Source organism: Alteromonas sp. ISO5 (assembly GCF_058105165.1).
This window is the reverse complement of record NZ_CM176572.1, coordinates 1,789,942-1,805,880: the sequence shown is the minus strand read 5'-3', so window position 1 is coordinate 1,805,880 and position 15,939 is coordinate 1,789,942. Positions and strand designations below refer to the sequence as shown.

Annotated in this window: 15 protein-coding genes; 2 read left to right on the top strand and 13 right to left on the bottom strand. The window is 48.1% G+C overall.

Features of this window, described 5'->3' with window-relative positions:
- Positions 1-166: 166 nt before the first annotated feature.
- The 3 genes from AC2T0J_RS08295 to AC2T0J_RS08285 form a co-directional block, all read right to left on the bottom strand.
- Entirely contained in the window at positions 167-613 is a 447-nt protein-coding gene (locus tag AC2T0J_RS08295) for a DUF3015 family protein (protein ID WP_489809663.1), read from the bottom strand.
- Between the two features lie 14 nt (positions 614-627).
- Complete coding sequence (locus tag AC2T0J_RS08290; protein WP_489809662.1) at positions 628-2,442, bottom strand: Lnb N-terminal periplasmic domain-containing protein; 1,815 nt, start codon at positions 2,440-2,442, stop codon at positions 628-630.
- An 88-nt stretch (positions 2,443-2,530) separates the two neighbouring features.
- Positions 2,531-4,870: a glycosyltransferase family 61 protein gene (locus tag AC2T0J_RS08285; protein ID WP_489809661.1), complete on the bottom strand. Its 2,340-nt coding sequence runs from the start codon at positions 4,868-4,870 to the stop codon at positions 2,531-2,533.
- Between the two features lie 224 nt (positions 4,871-5,094).
- On the opposite strand from AC2T0J_RS08285, the gene AC2T0J_RS08280 reads away from it, so the two are divergent.
- Positions 5,095-5,622 (top strand): NADPH-dependent FMN reductase, encoded by a 528-nt coding sequence (locus AC2T0J_RS08280; protein WP_489809660.1) that lies wholly within the window; start codon positions 5,095-5,097, stop codon positions 5,620-5,622.
- A gap of 12 nt (positions 5,623-5,634) precedes the next feature.
- Here the strand turns inward: AC2T0J_RS08280 and AC2T0J_RS08275 are convergent, their stop codons facing one another.
- The gene (locus tag AC2T0J_RS08275) at positions 5,635-6,453 is read right to left on the bottom strand and encodes a helix-turn-helix domain-containing protein (protein ID WP_489809659.1); all 819 of its coding nucleotides are present in this window, start codon (positions 6,451-6,453) and stop codon (positions 5,635-5,637) included.
- Positions 6,454-6,558: 105 nt separating this feature from the next.
- Between AC2T0J_RS08275 and AC2T0J_RS08270 the strand changes: the two genes are divergently transcribed.
- On the top strand, positions 6,559-6,936 hold the full coding sequence (locus tag AC2T0J_RS08270) for a DUF3224 domain-containing protein (RefSeq protein ID WP_489809658.1): 378 nt from the start codon (positions 6,559-6,561) through the stop codon (positions 6,934-6,936).
- A 180-nt stretch (positions 6,937-7,116) separates the two neighbouring features.
- On the opposite strand, the gene AC2T0J_RS08265 is transcribed toward AC2T0J_RS08270, so the two are convergent.
- The 9 genes from AC2T0J_RS08265 to AC2T0J_RS08225 all read right to left on the bottom strand — a co-directional run bounded on the left by AC2T0J_RS08265 (position 7,117) and on the right by AC2T0J_RS08225 (position 15,923).
- Complete coding sequence (locus tag AC2T0J_RS08265; RefSeq protein ID WP_489809657.1) at positions 7,117-8,565, bottom strand: metallophosphoesterase; 1,449 nt, start codon at positions 8,563-8,565, stop codon at positions 7,117-7,119.
- Positions 8,562-9,047, bottom strand: a complete 486-nt coding sequence (locus AC2T0J_RS08260) for a fibronectin type III domain-containing protein (protein WP_489809656.1) — start codon at positions 9,045-9,047, stop codon at positions 8,562-8,564. The genes AC2T0J_RS08265 and AC2T0J_RS08260 overlap by 4 nt, the downstream gene beginning before the upstream one ends.
- A gap of 379 nt (positions 9,048-9,426) precedes the next feature.
- Positions 9,427-11,064 (bottom strand): chaperonin GroEL, encoded by a 1,638-nt coding sequence (gene groL / locus AC2T0J_RS08255; RefSeq protein ID WP_489809655.1) that lies wholly within the window; start codon positions 11,062-11,064, stop codon positions 9,427-9,429.
- Between the two features lie 33 nt (positions 11,065-11,097).
- A complete protein-coding gene (locus tag AC2T0J_RS08250; RefSeq protein ID WP_070175315.1) occupies positions 11,098-11,388 on the bottom strand; it encodes a co-chaperone GroES in 291 nt (96 codons plus the stop codon).
- 323 nt (positions 11,389-11,711) lie between these two features.
- On the bottom strand, positions 11,712-12,317 hold the full coding sequence (locus tag AC2T0J_RS08245; protein WP_489809654.1) for an SDR family oxidoreductase: 606 nt from the start codon (positions 12,315-12,317) through the stop codon (positions 11,712-11,714).
- Positions 12,314-12,763 (bottom strand): FAD synthase family protein, encoded by a 450-nt coding sequence (locus AC2T0J_RS08240; protein WP_489809653.1) that lies wholly within the window; start codon positions 12,761-12,763, stop codon positions 12,314-12,316. The genes AC2T0J_RS08245 and AC2T0J_RS08240 overlap by 4 nt, the downstream gene beginning before the upstream one ends.
- 52 nt (positions 12,764-12,815) lie before the next feature.
- Positions 12,816-13,532, bottom strand: a complete 717-nt coding sequence (locus AC2T0J_RS08235; RefSeq protein WP_489809652.1) for a LytR/AlgR family response regulator transcription factor — start codon at positions 13,530-13,532, stop codon at positions 12,816-12,818.
- Positions 13,523-14,554 (bottom strand): sensor histidine kinase, encoded by a 1,032-nt coding sequence (locus AC2T0J_RS08230; protein ID WP_489809651.1) that lies wholly within the window; start codon positions 14,552-14,554, stop codon positions 13,523-13,525. Before AC2T0J_RS08230 ends, AC2T0J_RS08235 begins: the two co-directional genes overlap by 10 nt.
- A gap of 1 nt (position 14,555) precedes the next feature.
- Positions 14,556-15,923 (bottom strand): alpha/beta hydrolase family protein, encoded by a 1,368-nt coding sequence (locus tag AC2T0J_RS08225; protein ID WP_489809650.1) that lies wholly within the window; start codon positions 15,921-15,923, stop codon positions 14,556-14,558.
- Positions 15,924-15,939: the final 16 nt, after the last annotated feature.

Sequence of the window (15,939 nt, the reverse complement as noted above, 5' to 3'; positions counted from 1 at the left end):
AACCTTAAACACGTAAATACCGCTTATGAAACGTTTAAGTCTTATAACTCTTACTTATAATGTAATTCAAAGAAGTAGGTAAATAGTGCGGGCGGGGAATTGAGTATTGAGCGCAGATATGCAAAGCGCCGCAAAACGCCGCGCTTTGGTTGTCACTGATAAGTGATTAGATGTTAGCAACAACAGCGTTGTAATAGGTTTCTGGTGATGTTTCAGCGTTAACTGCCACAACACTGGCCATATCCGCACGTACCGCCGCGATAACTTTACCACGCTCGGCTTGTGCTACGTCCAGAATATCCATCATGGCAACTAGGTGCTCACCTTCGCCCTGACTGGTTTCTTCCATCACTTTTTTGAAGTTATCCTGAATGAATACTGCAGCAGTAACCAGTTTACCCTCGCAAGAATCGGCAGAAGATACTTTTGAAGACACAGCAGTTGTACCTAAATCCCAGATAATGTTTGAGATTGCCGCCGCTGTACCATTGTCATCAAAAATCATTGCACCAATACCACAGTGTTTCCATGGGTTGATGTTTTCCTGAGCCATAGCCTGGCCAGATAACGTTGCAGACATCAGTGTTGCAGCAATTGCGATCTTCTTGAACATTGTAGTTTTCCTTTTTAGTAATAATATGAAATATGCACCCCTGCTTCCGCCTGTCCAAGATACTGATAGGTTGCCCGCAGATCCCAGTGCTGACTTATCAACCAACGGGATTCCACCTGAACATACTGACGATGTTCAGACAACGCATTTACATACCATTGATGCCCGGCAGAGAAGGACATTGCGAATTTTGGTGTAAAGGTTATTACACCTCCCATTTCGGCACCGGCGGCAAGGTTGCCGCCCATGCGATTGGAACTGGTAGCGGTACCGGAAACAGCACCGTAAAATACCTGGCCGGCAGAGGGTGACCAGGCCTTGCCAACAAACCCTTCAACATATGCGCTGCCGCAATGGCGACAGGTATTGGATTGCTGGCGATAACCCAGCGCCATTTTCCAGGCCAGGGCGTCGTCACCGGGCAGTCCCGTTTGTGAGGCGTTTAGGTTTATCACGCTAAGTAAATTGAACTGTTGGACCGATAGTTCATGGTTATCACTGTACGCCAAACGCAAATCGAAGGTGCTGAGCTCAGAAAAGGGAATCCGGCCCGGGTTATAGGTCAGCAAATCATAGTAGCTGGCGCGATACCTGAACATGACTGAAGAGACGCCGTTATTTACGGTCATACCGGTTTGCAACAATGACGTAAACTGAGCATGGTGCGGTGCTACAGGTGTTGAGCTCTGCCATTGCACCTTGCCTGGTGCCATGGCAAAGCGTTTCGCCATGGCTAAGCGTTTTTTCTCTTGTAATTCCGCCGACACTTCATCCTGACGCACTTCCTGAAAGGCCACATAATCGTATAGGGTGTCGATAACCGGCTTAGCATCTTCATCGTCCAAAGCTGCTATAAGCATTGTGGTGTGCGAGGTGGGTGCTGCGATTATGGCCATAAGCGTATTCTGCTGCATTGCGTTCAACTGCGAGTAATGCTCATAAAGCGCCTGCTGACGTGAACCATGAAAACGCACATCAGTATAAAGCGGTGAACTGTTTGCCGCTTTGTTTAAGCGCATTATCAAATCCACCGGCATAACCTGGTATTTACCCGGCTCAGTAAGCGGCGTATTGATCACCAATTCCAGTAACTTTGCCAGTTGATAGGCGCAGTTTTGCCGGAAAAAATAGTAGGTCATCGACGTATTCTCAAGTTCCCATAAATGGGCAAGAATAAACGCCACCTCTGAGCGGCCAAGATCTAAGCGATACTCCCATAAATTGCGTAGCTCGGACTCATTGTAAGTAAGGTCGTGATGATGGTATTTCTGATTGGTAAAGTGCCCCTCGTAGCCGCCGCTTATCCCTTTAACGATATAAGCGAGCTTGTTGTCTGCGTCGGGCACACTGGCACCGTAGGAGAACGTGTTATCCAACAAATCATGTTCGCCGTCACTATTAAATTTCAGAAATACATGACCAAACATAGAGGCCGGATTACCCAGATAACCCGACGCATAGATGAGGCTCACACTGTCAGTGACAAAGGCGTCCATATACGCCTGATAGTCGGCGCATTGTACGGCCGGAAAATAACGGGCCGGATAATAGCGCTGCAGAAATAGTCGCCGTGCCGGATACCGGCATTGAGATTGTGGGTGTTGCTGAAACGCAGTAAGGGTCGCCTGAAGTTCTGCTAAGGGGCTTTCACTACCGTCGGCCGCCAGATAAAACAACTGAGACTTACCCGTTACCGGCGTTTGCCAGGTGTGCAACAACTGCGCCCAGACAGGATGCGAAGCAATCTCCCCATCAGAGGCTGTTTGCGCCAGAGCGTTAAAGGTAATGCAGCTAAGCAGGGCTATTCGCAACAAACTACGGCGAAGCATGGAAATTCCGTTTAATACTACTACGTCTATAAGCTGCTTTTTACGCTAGCTTTTTTTGAATGTGGCAAGATACAACACATCTGAGCAGTTAATCAAGTTGCCAGTTAGCTGGCATTTCACCGCGATAGTCTGATTCTAAGTCGTCGACTTTTTTAATAAATTCGTCCGGTAAGTGTTTTGTATCATTGTTGGCACGAAGAATGTCTGCATAGGCGTGCAGGTAAGCAGCAATATCCAGCTGAACAGTGGCTAAGAATTCATTAACGTCAAAGTGGTCCAGACCGAGGTGCTGCGTTAAGTGATCACTCAGCGCTTCTGCGTGCAAAACAGACAAAGCGCTGCCGTGGGCGGCACTCTTATAACCTTTTAGAACAAATAATGACGGCAACACCTTCAGGGTTCCGAAAAAGTCGACATTCTTACAACGGGCCTCTAATAATGGCCCAAACAGATGATCAGAATTATTCCTACGCTGAAGCACGGTTACTCGAGCCGGAATGTCGCCAAGCAATTCCATAACATGCAAGGCAGCTCCTTCGGCAAGCACGATTTCGCTGGCACTCTTGTAGTAAGCTAATTGTTCATGTAATGCGTGCTTCTCTGGTCGGAAAATCGTGTAACCTTGCCGGGCAAAAAATTGCTCAACATACCGCTCCCCCGCGAAGCTGCCCCGCAATAAAAACGGCGTGCGGCTCACATAAATTTTTGCGGGCAATTGCTTATCAGGCGCGATCTCGGCACGGCGCTCGCATTCCAGCAGAAACTGACGATAATCCGTTGAAATTTCACTGCGAATGCGAAACAGGCTCTGCTGTGGCGCGACCCAGAGGTTTTCAACACGCTGCGGCTTATCAACTAACACTACCCGCGCTTTATCTACGCCAAGATAGTCCAGTATTTCATAAAAATTAGGCGGTAATAACGGTTTGGCTAATATACGTAAGCGGCGGTGCAACTGAGGTAAAAAAAGCACCTTGCTTATATTAGCCTGCTGCTCGGCTCCGGGCAGAGCAGCTAACCGATGTATCGATTCGGCAATAAAATGCCCAAAGTTACTGAACGCCGGTCCGCCGTAATAGTAATGACCCTTTTTAGTACGGCTGATCTCTGGCTGATTTGCCAGTACTTCAGTTTCGGTCACGCACACTGGTGCCGTTTGCTGCAACCTGATTTTTTGATACCGAAACTGATGGGCAAACTCCGGCAGGTCCTGTGCCCGCACACCACCGCGGACTCTGGCCGGCGTCGAACCGGATAATTGCGGAATGATGTCAGCATTGGTGACCCTTACCGCGTTATTAAGCGATGCCGGGGGTTGCAGCGTCGGTTTTTGCGCTGAAATATTCTGTTTTTGTCTGATATCGCCCAGCATGCGCTTACCGAATAATGGCAATGCAGCTAACCAGCGCGCACTAGGGCTCAACTCAAACAAGGTCTTTAGCGACGCGTTGTAAACCGGTTGTTCGGCTGAATCAACGAGTATGCTGAGCGCCCTGAAAAGCATTCGCTTGTCTCGTCGCAACTGACAGACCAAACCGGCAATATCCGACTCATGCACACCCTGCTGATACCAGGGCAATGCAGCAACGTTAGTAAGCGCTTCAGTAACCAGAAACCAGTCCTGCTCAGGCAATAACTGCTGAAATTTAGTCGTGACCTCGGCAAGCTGCTGTTTATACGCAGCCAGGGTTTCATCATCTAACAAACGATAACGATCTGCTCCGGCACTGACAGCCTGCAAATAAGCATCGAGCTCCCCCTGCAAGGCGCTAATCGGGAATTGGTTGAGCCAACGTTTGAGTTCGAGCGCGGCGAAACTGTACGAGACATTCACCGAGTTATCACTCACTGAAAGTTCATTCCGCAGACCTAACACGCCAAGAACGTCGGGAATAACATTGCCCTTTTCACCATGATTTTTATAAGCGAAACAGTGAAGCTGATGAGCTTCGAGTTGGTTAGCGGTTTTTAATATGTTATCCCATTGACCGAGATTAAGGCGCTTACCAGGTGTAAATGGTTTTTGATTACCATGACGTTTAACCGACTGGTTATAAATTGACAGCTGAAACTCTACCGGATTACGCAAAAAGCAGATAATTTCAGCATCAGGCACAGCCTGAATAATGTCATCAATAATTCTGAAAAACGATTCGGAACTTAACAGAAGTATGTGAGCTTTAGGGTTGTTCTCAAAGGCGTTGAGAACATTGGTTAACTTTTGATGATCCAGTGCCAGGCGGCCCTCTGGATCCGGAGCGCAAATTTCTCTGGCATTACCGGAGCTAATGCCGTTTTCATCCACTGAGTGCGCAGGATATAAAACCCCCGACGCCAATAGCTGCTGACGATGTTGATGAAGAAACTGTTGGATCGCCGAACTGCCGGTTTTTGGCGGACCCACATGAAAGATAACGCGCTTATTCAAACTACTGCTCTGTCCCTGGAAAACGGCGTCATATTAGCACACATACCAGCCGCCTCGCACAACGGAAATCGTATTTTGTGCCTTCGTTTTTAACTGACGAATATTTGTCCAATTTGTAAACATCATTCTGAAAAAACGAATATCTGTGGGGTTTTAATCTGATGGATGTGCTTTTCAGGCTCCATTATCATTACCACAATCACTAAATTAGCAAGGGGCATACTATGAAAATTGTAGCTTTTGGAGCAAGTACCAGTTCAACTTCAATCAACAAGGCACTGGCTACTTATACTGCCGGTCTGGTTGACGGCGCAGAAGTTAAAGTGTTGGACATCAATGATTATGATGTACCTATGTTCAGCGAAGATCTGGAAAAAGAAATTGGCCAGGCTAACGGCGCTAAAGAGTTTTTAAACGATTTGGCCGACGCTGATGCATTTGTTATCTCTTATGCTGAGCATAACGGCCATTACCCAGCGGCGTATAAAAACCTGTTTGACTGGGCAACGCGTATCGATCGTGAATTGTTCAAACAAAAGCCGGCGGTTTATCTGGCAACCTCTCCAGGCCCAAGCGGTGCGAAATCAGTATTAGCCGCAGCTGAAGCTTCTGCGCCTTTCTACGCCGCTAATGTTAAAGCTACGGTTTCAGTACCCGGTTTCTACGACAAGTTCGACATGGAAGCTGGCAAAGCAACAGATGAAGCCCTGAACACCGAGCTAAAAGCAGCGGTAGCTAAATTAGCTGGCTAGTATGCACTCTTATTACGAGGGTGTGTTTTCCGGCGCATGCCTGTCTGACAGGTACTGCGCTGGTGACATCCCCAGCATATCTTTAAAGTCTCTGTTCAGGTGCGACTGGTCTGTGTATTCAAGCTGAGCGGCGAGTTCAATCATTGTCAGTGTGTTTGTTTCAAGCTCCGCAAGTGCGTCATGCAACCTGTATTTGCGCAACAGCCATTTTGGCGACAGCCCAACATATTTGTTAAATAATCGCTGTAAAGTCCTCACCGAAAGGTCAGCGCGCTTAGCCAGTTGCGCAACGGTATAAATCTCACCGCTATTTTTTATGCATTCCAGAAGCCTTGCCACCTGCGTTTGCTGTGCCGTAACAGGCTCTACAAAGCGCACTAAGAACTGATTTAGTGCCGATACAATCTTTTCGTCAGCCAGGGCAACAGCACCTGTTGCAAAAATGCCATTCACATCTGGACCGAAATATTTGCTGGCAGAGAGTTCCTTATCGACATAATCGCTTGGTGGGCTGTCCAACAACACATTGAGTGATCCAGGATTAAATTTAACACCAATCACAAAACCACTGGCAGCCATCGGATATTGATACACTTTGCTCACCGGCCCGATCAATTTTACACCAGCGCCATCGAAGGTTAAGTGAAAGTTAGGATCAGGCAAATTCTTCTGCACATGCTTAACACCGCTTTTCAATTGCCAGTTCACCAACCAGTACTGTTCAACAAGGTTTGTCAGTGGCGTGTCAGGCACATAACGGCGCAGACGGTAGTGTTTTTTACTGTCACTGTGATGCATGACGCCGGATACAGGATGATGACTGTGTTGCAAATCGATGGCTCTTATTAAAAGATTAGTGTCGTGTTTTTACAATACCAGAGGCGGCGGCAATGATAACCTGCAAAGTTAAATACGACATACAACAAAGAGGTTTAAATGACGCTACAAGGCATGTTTTCGATAACCGACTGGCAGGAAACGACTGAAAAAGCCTTTGAGCAGGGCAGTAAACTCAATATTGCCAAAGTTTCCCAGCACTATAGCGGCGAGCTAACAGGCACCAGCGAGGTGTTTTATCACATGCATTATAGTGCTGCAGGTGATGCTAGTTTCAGTGGCTTTGAATACATTAACGGCGTTATTGATAATCAGCCTTGTCGATTGGTGATAAGCCACATTGGCACATTTCAACAAGGTGTTGCATGCAGCCACTTTACCATTATTGAGTGCGACATGATTAAGGCCCTAGAGGGACAAACAGGGTCTTTTACCTCTGCCGAAGGTGGCAAAGCCACCTATGTTATTGGCGAGTAATTAATAACCTGAATGTGAGGGCCTAAAACAAGAAAGGCCGCCAAAGAGTGCCTTTCCAGTGCTAATACTGTAAATGTTGTTTGTGCATCTACAAGCCGCGAAGAAAGTTGTAAAAAGGCATGCCTAGTTAAGCATGCCTTGGTGTTTATTAAAACAGAGTACAGTACTGCGCTCACTTTTTTAGTTCAGCGAAAACTCGTCGAACAACGTAACTTCTGAATCTAAATCAGTAGGGTCGAACACGTAGCTTTTTACCCTGCCCGATCCGGTATCAAGTATAGAGAAAACCGACATTGTGTTGCTGGCTACAAAGGGCAGATTCGGGTAACTCTCATTTTCTGCATCCATCGGGCTAAAAACCGTTGGGAAACTCATTACACGGCCTTGAGGATCGCCATTTGGCGGGTAGTTTGCAATGTCCCAGCGCGGCGTTGCTGAGTTTACATCGTCCCAGAAATCGGCGTAACTGGATCGCACATCACTGGTGTACTCACCGGAAGTATCAACATAGTAGGCACCATAGCTGTTACCTACATTAGAGCTTTCTAAGTAATGCAAATTGCCTACTTGTGCTCGGTTCCACAAGTGCGAGTGACCAATGTGAACCAGGTCCACATCATTATCGAGAAGCAGTGGCTCGATGTCGTTTAGCCACACATCTTGAGCAAGCGGATACTGGTAACGAATTTCAGACGCCTCTTCGAGTAAAGGCGCAACGTTTTCTGTCCATTGCGTGGCGGTGAGGGGGAATGTAAATTCTTCAATGGTCTCAGCACCGGTAGCGTCAGTTTGCACTACTTGCATAATGGGCTGTGCCAGCACGGGGAGGGTGTTGTCACCTAAGCCGAATACGCCTTGGTGCGCCATTACCACCTTGTATTTTGCATTTTTGAAGTCATCAGTCGCCATGACCTCTTCCAACCACGCGTATTGCTCAGACTCTGCATCGAAACGCTCAAACAAGAACTCACCAAACCCCCAATCAGATGGAGAGGTTAACGATTCAGTAGCTTCTACAAACTTAGATTTATTGGCACCAGACACACTCCAAGAGCGCCATATCCTCGACACATTCATGGATATAATAAATACATCACCAAACTTAGCGGCGTAGTAGTCTTCACCAGCTGGGCCGTCTTCCGGAAAGCTGAAAATATCCAAAAAGCTCTGCTGATTGTGAGAGTGGTCGGCAATCCACTGAGCCTTTATGTCGGCATCGCCGGTGGGGTTGACCGTTGCAGCTACCTCTTCGTAGGCCACTTCAGCAAACCAGGCAGGTTGTGGGTCGTTAAAGCTACCGTTTAAGCTATAGCCGTCTTCATCAGGCGTATAGCGGCCCATGACTTCGTGGTTACCAATGGTGCCAAACAAGGGTGCGTGCTGCAAAATTTCACCGCCATTGTACGGAAAGCCCGGCATATATGCCTGATAATGGCCTTGCAGCGCAGGGAAGAAGGCTGGTGCATTGTCTTGCGCCTGATCGAACCATTCAGACGCGCGGTCAGGAACGTTTACAAAATCGCCAGCAAATAACACGGCATCCGGAGTCCCCACGGTTTCCACTACTTTTTGATAGTTCGCTACCACATTTTTTTTCGACTGTAAGTCAGAGGTAAGCAGTATTTTCATGGCCTGACCTTCGGTCGGCGCTGGAGCAAGCGTGAACTGCTCGCTGTTAAAAGCAAAGCCGTCTTCGTCGGTACTGGACACGTGATAGTTACACGCTCGCCCTGGGTCAACCCGTTTGCTGTGGCTTCATGGCGATACACGTTGCGGTAGGTGACTTCATCGTAAGTTTCACCGGTAACTGAAGACGAAGCGTCCTCCATCATGCGGGTAAGCGCAGTGGTGGTAACGTCGGTGGTGGAGCGATCGCCGTAATGTAACTCATGAGCAGTACCTTCAAAGTTAGTAAACCACACTACATTTACACTGTTTTCTGTAGGCAATTGCAAGAAGGGGTCCGTAAGCATTTTGTGTTCCGGGTTAACCGTTACCGGCACCTCAACCGGTACTTCCACCGGAACCTCGACCTCTACGGTCTCATCATCACAACCCGCCAGCAAGATTAGCGGGCAAATAACACTCAGCAAACGCAGTTGCGGCTTCATAAATTCTCCCTCAATAAAAAAGTCAGTTAACAATCAGACTAGTAAGGTAGAAGGGAGGTATGTCCGTTTAAAACATCGGCTATGAATTTTCGATGAACCCTTTATGACAGAGTTACCAAAAGCTGCTGGCCAGCTATATTTCCTGAAGAAGTCAGATTCATAAACTTAGAGAAGCTCATGTATCTCCATATCACTTGTTTGAGAAAGTTGGAAGAGACCATCCAAAACCAACTAAAACAAAAAAGCGCTGAGTGTTAACCCAACGCCTTTCTTTTGGCTTCTTTTCTGTCCTACATCACAGTCTACATTTGTGTCTACTTTTATGTATACAACACCTGTAAGCCTTTGATTTACAAGGACTAGACGAGAGCAGCTTTGATTACATCATGCCGCCCATTCCACCCATGCCGCCCATATCAGGCATTGCAGGTGCGTCGTCTTTAGGCAGTTCAGCAATCATGGCTTCAGTGGTGATCATCAGTGAAGCGATTGATGAAGCAAACTGCAGCGCAGAACGAGTCACTTTAGTTGGATCAAGGATACCCATTTCCAGCATGTCGCCGTAAGTGTCGTTACCTGCGTTGTAACCGTAGTTACCAGAGCCGTTCTTAATCTCGTTAACAACCACTGAGGCTTCTGCACCAGAGTTGATAGAGATTTGACGCAGAGGCGCTTCCATTGCACGCAGTGCCAGCTTGATACCGTGAGTCTGATCTTCGTTGTCGCCAGTCAGGTCAGCCAGTTTAGCGGCTGCACGTACCAACGCAACACCACCACCAGGGACTACGCCTTCTTCAACTGCTGCGCGAGTAGCATGCAGTGCATCTTCTACGCGGTCTTTCTTCTCTTTCATTTCTACTTCAGTGGCTGCGCCAACTTTGATTACTGCTACACCGCCAGACAGTTTAGCCAGACGCTCTTGCAGTTTTTCTTTGTCGTAGTCTGAAGTTGAATCAGCGATTTGACCACGGATTTGCTCACAACGTGCTTCGATAGCGGCTTCTTCACCCGCACCGTCAACCACAGTGGTGTTGTCTTTGTTGATAACAACACGCTTAGCCGTCCCTAAGTCTTCCAGCTGAACTTTTTCCAGCTCCAGGCCGATCTCTTCAGAGATAACCGTACCGCCAGTCAGAATAGCGATGTCTTGCAGCATTGCTTTACGACGGTCGCCGAAACCAGGTGCTTTAACCGCAGCCACTTTAACGATACCGCGCATGTTGTTAACAACCAGAGTGGCCAATGCTTCGCCTTCTACGTCTTCAGCGATGATAAGCAGAGGTTTGCCGCCTTTTGCTACCGCTTCCAGCGTAGGCAGTAATTCACGGATGTTAGAGATTTTCTTATCAACTAACAGGATGTAAGGGCTGTCCAGTTCAACGGCACCGCTTTCCTGATTGTTGATGAAGTATGGAGACAGGTAACCACGGTCGAATTGCATACCTTCAACCACGTCCAGCTCGTTTTGCAGAGCCTGACCTTCTTCTACGGTGATTACACCTTCTTTACCGACTTTTTCCATTGCTTTTGCAATGATGTCGCCCACTTCGGCGTCGGAGTTTGCAGAGATAGTACCTACCTGTGCAATCGCTTTGCTGTCGGCACAGTCAGTAGACAGAGCTTTCAGTTCTTCAACTGCTGCCAGTACCGCTTTGTCGATACCACGCTTCAGGTCCATTGGGTTCATGCCCGCTGCAACGGATTTTAAGCCTTCAGTTACAATTGACTGCGCCAGAACGGTTGCAGTAGTCGTACCGTCACCCGCTTCATCATTCGCTTTCGACGCAACTTCTTTTACCATCTGTGCGCCCATGTTCTCGAACTTGTCTTCCAGCTCGATTTCTTTGGCTACCGATACACCATCTTTAGTAATGGTAGGCGCGCCGAACGACTTATCTAAAACAACGTTACGGCCTTTTGGACCTAAGGTAACTTTAACTGCGTTGGCTAGAACATTAACGCCTTTGAGCATTTTTGTGCGGGCGTCATCACCAAAACGTACTTCTTTAGCTGCCATGATTAATTCCTCTTTATTCGGTTAAAACGGTTCTTATTCTACGATTGCCAGAATGTCGCTTTCGCTCATGATCAGCACTTCCTGATCGTCCAGCTTCTCGGTTTTCACGCCGTAACCGTCGTTGAAAATAACGGTGTCACCGACTTTAACGTCTAATGCTTTCACTTCGCCATTCTCCAGAATGCGACCGTTGCCCACAGCGATAACTTCACCGCGAGTCGATTTTTCTGCCGCAGAACCGGTCAATACGATACCGCCAGCAGATTTGCTTTCTTGCTCTGCGCGCTTGACGATAACGCGATCGTGTAAAGGACGAATTGCCATTTTCAAATCTCCTGAATAATCAACTATTCAATTTAAGTGTTATTCGGCTGCACAAATATTCGTGCGGCCTTTGCCTAGTTGGCCTGTAAGGGCCGTAAAATATTGTCTGCGTGGATAAATGGGGGAGTACCCGGATAAACTCAAGGGCTTTGTTAAAAAAAAAGTGAAATTTTTTTCAGATACCACACATTGTGACGTGCAAGGCGACTGCCGGCATGGCAATCGCTATTTAACAAGGATCTGATATCGACTCAGTAGCAACAGTGTAGGCTGAACATGTGTTAAGGGGTCGGCAACCGTCAATGCCGCCCCCACCCCAACAATTAAGGGTTAAGCTTAAATTCATTAGCCCGAATAAATAACACATCTCCCGGTGTAAAGTCGCCATTAATAACCTGCATTACATAGCCGGTGAGTTGCTCACAGGTCATCATATTATTGTTGGGCAAATCAAAGTAATCGCGGAATTTGGTATCAATGGCGCCGGGGCATAAACAAATAGCGTTATAGCCATCGGCGGCGAGGCTTTTCGATAAGGTGATCACCCCGGCTTTCGACGCGCAGTAAGACGACCAGTCTTTGTAAGCATTGAACCCAGCCGTTGATGAGATCTGAATTAATTGAGTGGCTTCAGAAACGGTAAGGGCATACTTACAGACATAATAAGTGCCCACCAGATTAACCTGAATATCATTCACCCACAATGCACTGTCTGATTCCAGAATACGTTTGGGATGGATGGAGCCGGCGTTGTTGATCACAATATCATAAGGGGCCGCCAGTCCGCCAAAATACCCTTTAACAGACGCTTCGCTGGTTACGTCCAGCTCACTGCGCCCCGGAGTATCGATATGGAATTGATCACCGTAATACTGCGTAAAACTCTGCGCCCAGTCACCGCTGCCGCCGGTGATTAAAATTCGCTTCATGATTTCTTTATCTCCGGGTTTTCATGTTTATCAGCGGTGCTTTTCAGCTTGTTGTATTGTTCGGTGATTTGTTGTTTTAACTTACTGGTGCAGACACCTTCACCATAGGGGAAGTAGTACACTTCTACGCCTAAATCGCGCAGATAATCATATTTACCGCGCCAGTCATCACCCACTACAAACACGTCGATATTGAGATCTTTTACCCGGTCAGTGTGATCCAGCGAACGCTGCGGTATAACCATATTGGGATATTTTAAAGCAGAAATAATCGCCGCGCGCTCTTCATAAGGTACAGCAGGAGGATTTTTATATGTGCAGACAAGTTCGTCAGTACTCACCCCCACAATTAACGTACCGCCAAACCCTGCGCCATATTCGATCATCTTAAGGTGGTTACTGTGAAATAAATCAAAGGTGCCGGATACATAGACTATTGGTTTCATTTTTATTCTTCCTACGTAGCTATGCTCTCAAGGTAACATTGTTTAAGCGTGATTACAGTGACAACCGTTGCCTGAATGCCTGGGCCTGACGGCGTGATGGCACCAGAATACGCCCGTTTTGCATACGTACCTGCCATTGGCCGTTAAGCGGTACTTCGATGTCATCAATAAAGGCCAGATTGATAATTTCTGAACGGTTGATGCGGAAAAATTCGGCCTCCGGCAAGCGCGCTTCAATATGCGATATAGCCTTATTCAACATAGGCTTATGCTGTTCAAAATAGACCCGAGTGTAATTACCAACCGACTCAAACAGCTGCACCTGCCTGAGCCTGATCAGCCAGCATTGTTCGCCCTCTTTTAAGAACAACTGGCTGTCGCCATGCAATCTGGTCTCGGTGGTAACGGCCTCTTGCGCGGCAAGTTGCGCTTCGGCTTTAGCCAGGGCTTTGGATAAACGCGGTAACGTGATGGGTTTAAGTAAATAGTCCAGCGCATCCACTTCAAACGAGCGCACCGCAAATTCATCAAAGGCGGTGGTAAATACCACTTTCGGCAGTACCTCCAGTTGCTCAAGTAAATCAAAGCCGGTGCCACCGGGCAAATCGATATCAAGCAGAATAAGATCGGGCTGCAATTCGTTGATAAGGGCTGTGGCACTATCCACTGTATCAGCCTGCCCCACCAGGGTGACATCAGGCAGCTGTGAGAGCTGCTCGCACAACTCCAGTCTCGCCAGTCGGCTGTCTTCCACGATGACTACCCGCATGGTTTGTCCTTATACGGTATTTGTACCCTTGCCACGACCTTGCCTTCCTGTTGGCTCAGACTAAATTCATGATGCTCTGCGTACAGTATTTCGAGCCGCTGACGTATATTATCAACGCCTATCCCGCCCTGGCCGGCATCCAGTGAGCCCGGGTTGGCCACTTCAATCAGCAGGCAATGCTGGTGAAGCCGGATAGATAAGGTTATCACGCCCCCTTTCACCTGTTTAGCGATACCATGCTTAATAGCGTTCTCCACCAGCAGTTGCAGCATTAATCTTGGCACAGGATAGTCCTGACGCACACTGTCATCCACACATACTTCATAGGCCAGCCGGGATTCGTGCTGCATCTTCATTAAACTCACGTAAGTCTCAACGATAGCCAACTCCTCACTCAGCGGTGAGGTTTCCCCGGCATCACTTTGCAGATTGTACCTCAGCATGTCGGCCAGATTGGCGAGCATGTCTCTGGCCTTAGCCGCATCTTCCAAAATCAACGCTCGAATATTATTGATGCAGTTGAACATAAAGTGCGGATTCAACTGACTCAGTAAGGCATTTAACTGCGCCTGTTGTAGGTTGTGCTGCAGGTCCTGTTGGGACGTTTCCAGCTCATCCACTTTGCGTTGCCGGGTAATAAAGAAATAAAGGCCACTCCATATAAGCAGGACCGCCCAAACCACCAGTAGATTGTTAATAAACAGCAAATCCAGTGCGCCGCTGGCCTGGTGGATAATCGGGCTTTTGATGACCACCAGGGTGCCCAGCATCAGACTCGTTGATCCGGCAGCGCCAAGCAGGGAAGCTATCAGAACTCCGGCAACCACTTTTAACAAGGGTAAACGCTGCCAGCGGCGATACCAGATGCGCAAACAATGTGAGGCAGCCATAGCAAAGCCATAAAGGATAAAAACAGCGATAAATAGCGGATAGCTGACAACGCCTGCAGCCACTTTTAACAATGAGTCAATGGCGTAAAATAATCCCCAGCCGGTAATCTGGAGCAGCCAGTATTGCTTCACTCTATTCCCCTACCCGACGGCTGATCCATTCACTGATAATCGTCAGCGCCTGCGGCGAAAAAGTCTGATTTATCTTACCATACTCGTCCGGCAGGCCAGATTCTGCTTGCTGAAAAAGATGGTTCAGATCAGGCAGTATTTTCAGCGTAACATCCTTGTTGTCACTGCTTGTAAAAATGGCCTTCATACCACCAATATTACTGGCAGCCGCTACCTGCAAATCTTTTTCGCCATTTAACGCCAATACCGGCATAGTCAGCTTTGGTAGTACCTCTTGAGGCTGGTAGGTTAAAAAGCTTCGCCCCCAATCGTTGGCCACCACCTTAATGTACTGTTGGGCAGTCGCCTTATCATAGCCTTTGCTCAGCAAATCCTGCTCTATGGCCTGAGGGCTTTTTCCGGCAATCACCTGCTCTGCAAAAACGTGCATCGCCTGATAGATAGCCTCGCTATTGGGCAAGCCGTAGGCCTTTGCTATATCCCGTTGTTGTTCCGCCCATAATGTAGTGCCATCCACCCCTAATCCGGCAAGCAGTACAACAAATGCCACCTCTGGCCGACGGATAGCAAAAAGCGGCGCCGTTACGCCCCCCTCACTATGACCAATCAAGCCAATCTCATCCTGGTTTATATCATCGCGCGAGTGTAAGTACCCGTAAGCGGATGCCACGTCAGTACTGAAATCATCAATGGTTGACCCGGCAAAGGTACCGCCGCTGGCGGCGGTACCTCGATCGTCAAACCGTAATACGGCAATGCCTGCCCTGGTGAGATGATCGGCAATTACCAGAAAAGGCTTATGACCCATCAGGGTTTCATCACGGTCCTGAGGGCCGGAACCAGATACCAGAATGGCTGCCGGGAAGGGGCCTTTGCCGTTGGGCAGAGTAAGGGTTGCGCCAAACTCAAAAGCCCCGGAAGTATGTGGGTAATTGACCTCTTCAACGGTATAGGGAAAAGGCGCCTTAGGGTGCTGCGGTCGTGCCGCTGTCTGCCTGGCTTTTTCTTTTCCCTCCTCGCTCTGGCGGGCCAGAGTCAGCGCAAAAGATTTGCCGCTCTGCGTGAATGTCCCCGCAAGCTTGCCGTCTTGCAGCGCGGCTTCATAGAAAGCACCGATAGCTGTAAACTTTACCTTTACATAAGTACCGGTGATACTTTCAGCACTCCCCGGGATGCCAATCGCGCCCTGAGCAGGACTATCCAGAGTCACCGCCCAGTCAGGGTCACTGCCTTTTATATGCAATACCAGAGGGAGTGATACACCAGGCTGAATATTAAGCTCGCCGTGCCAGTCACCAGCGGTATCCATTGCTGCGCTGCTGTGTGCCAACAGTAATCCGAAAATTAAACCTGTTATCCATTTAAGCATGAAATGTCTCCTTAAC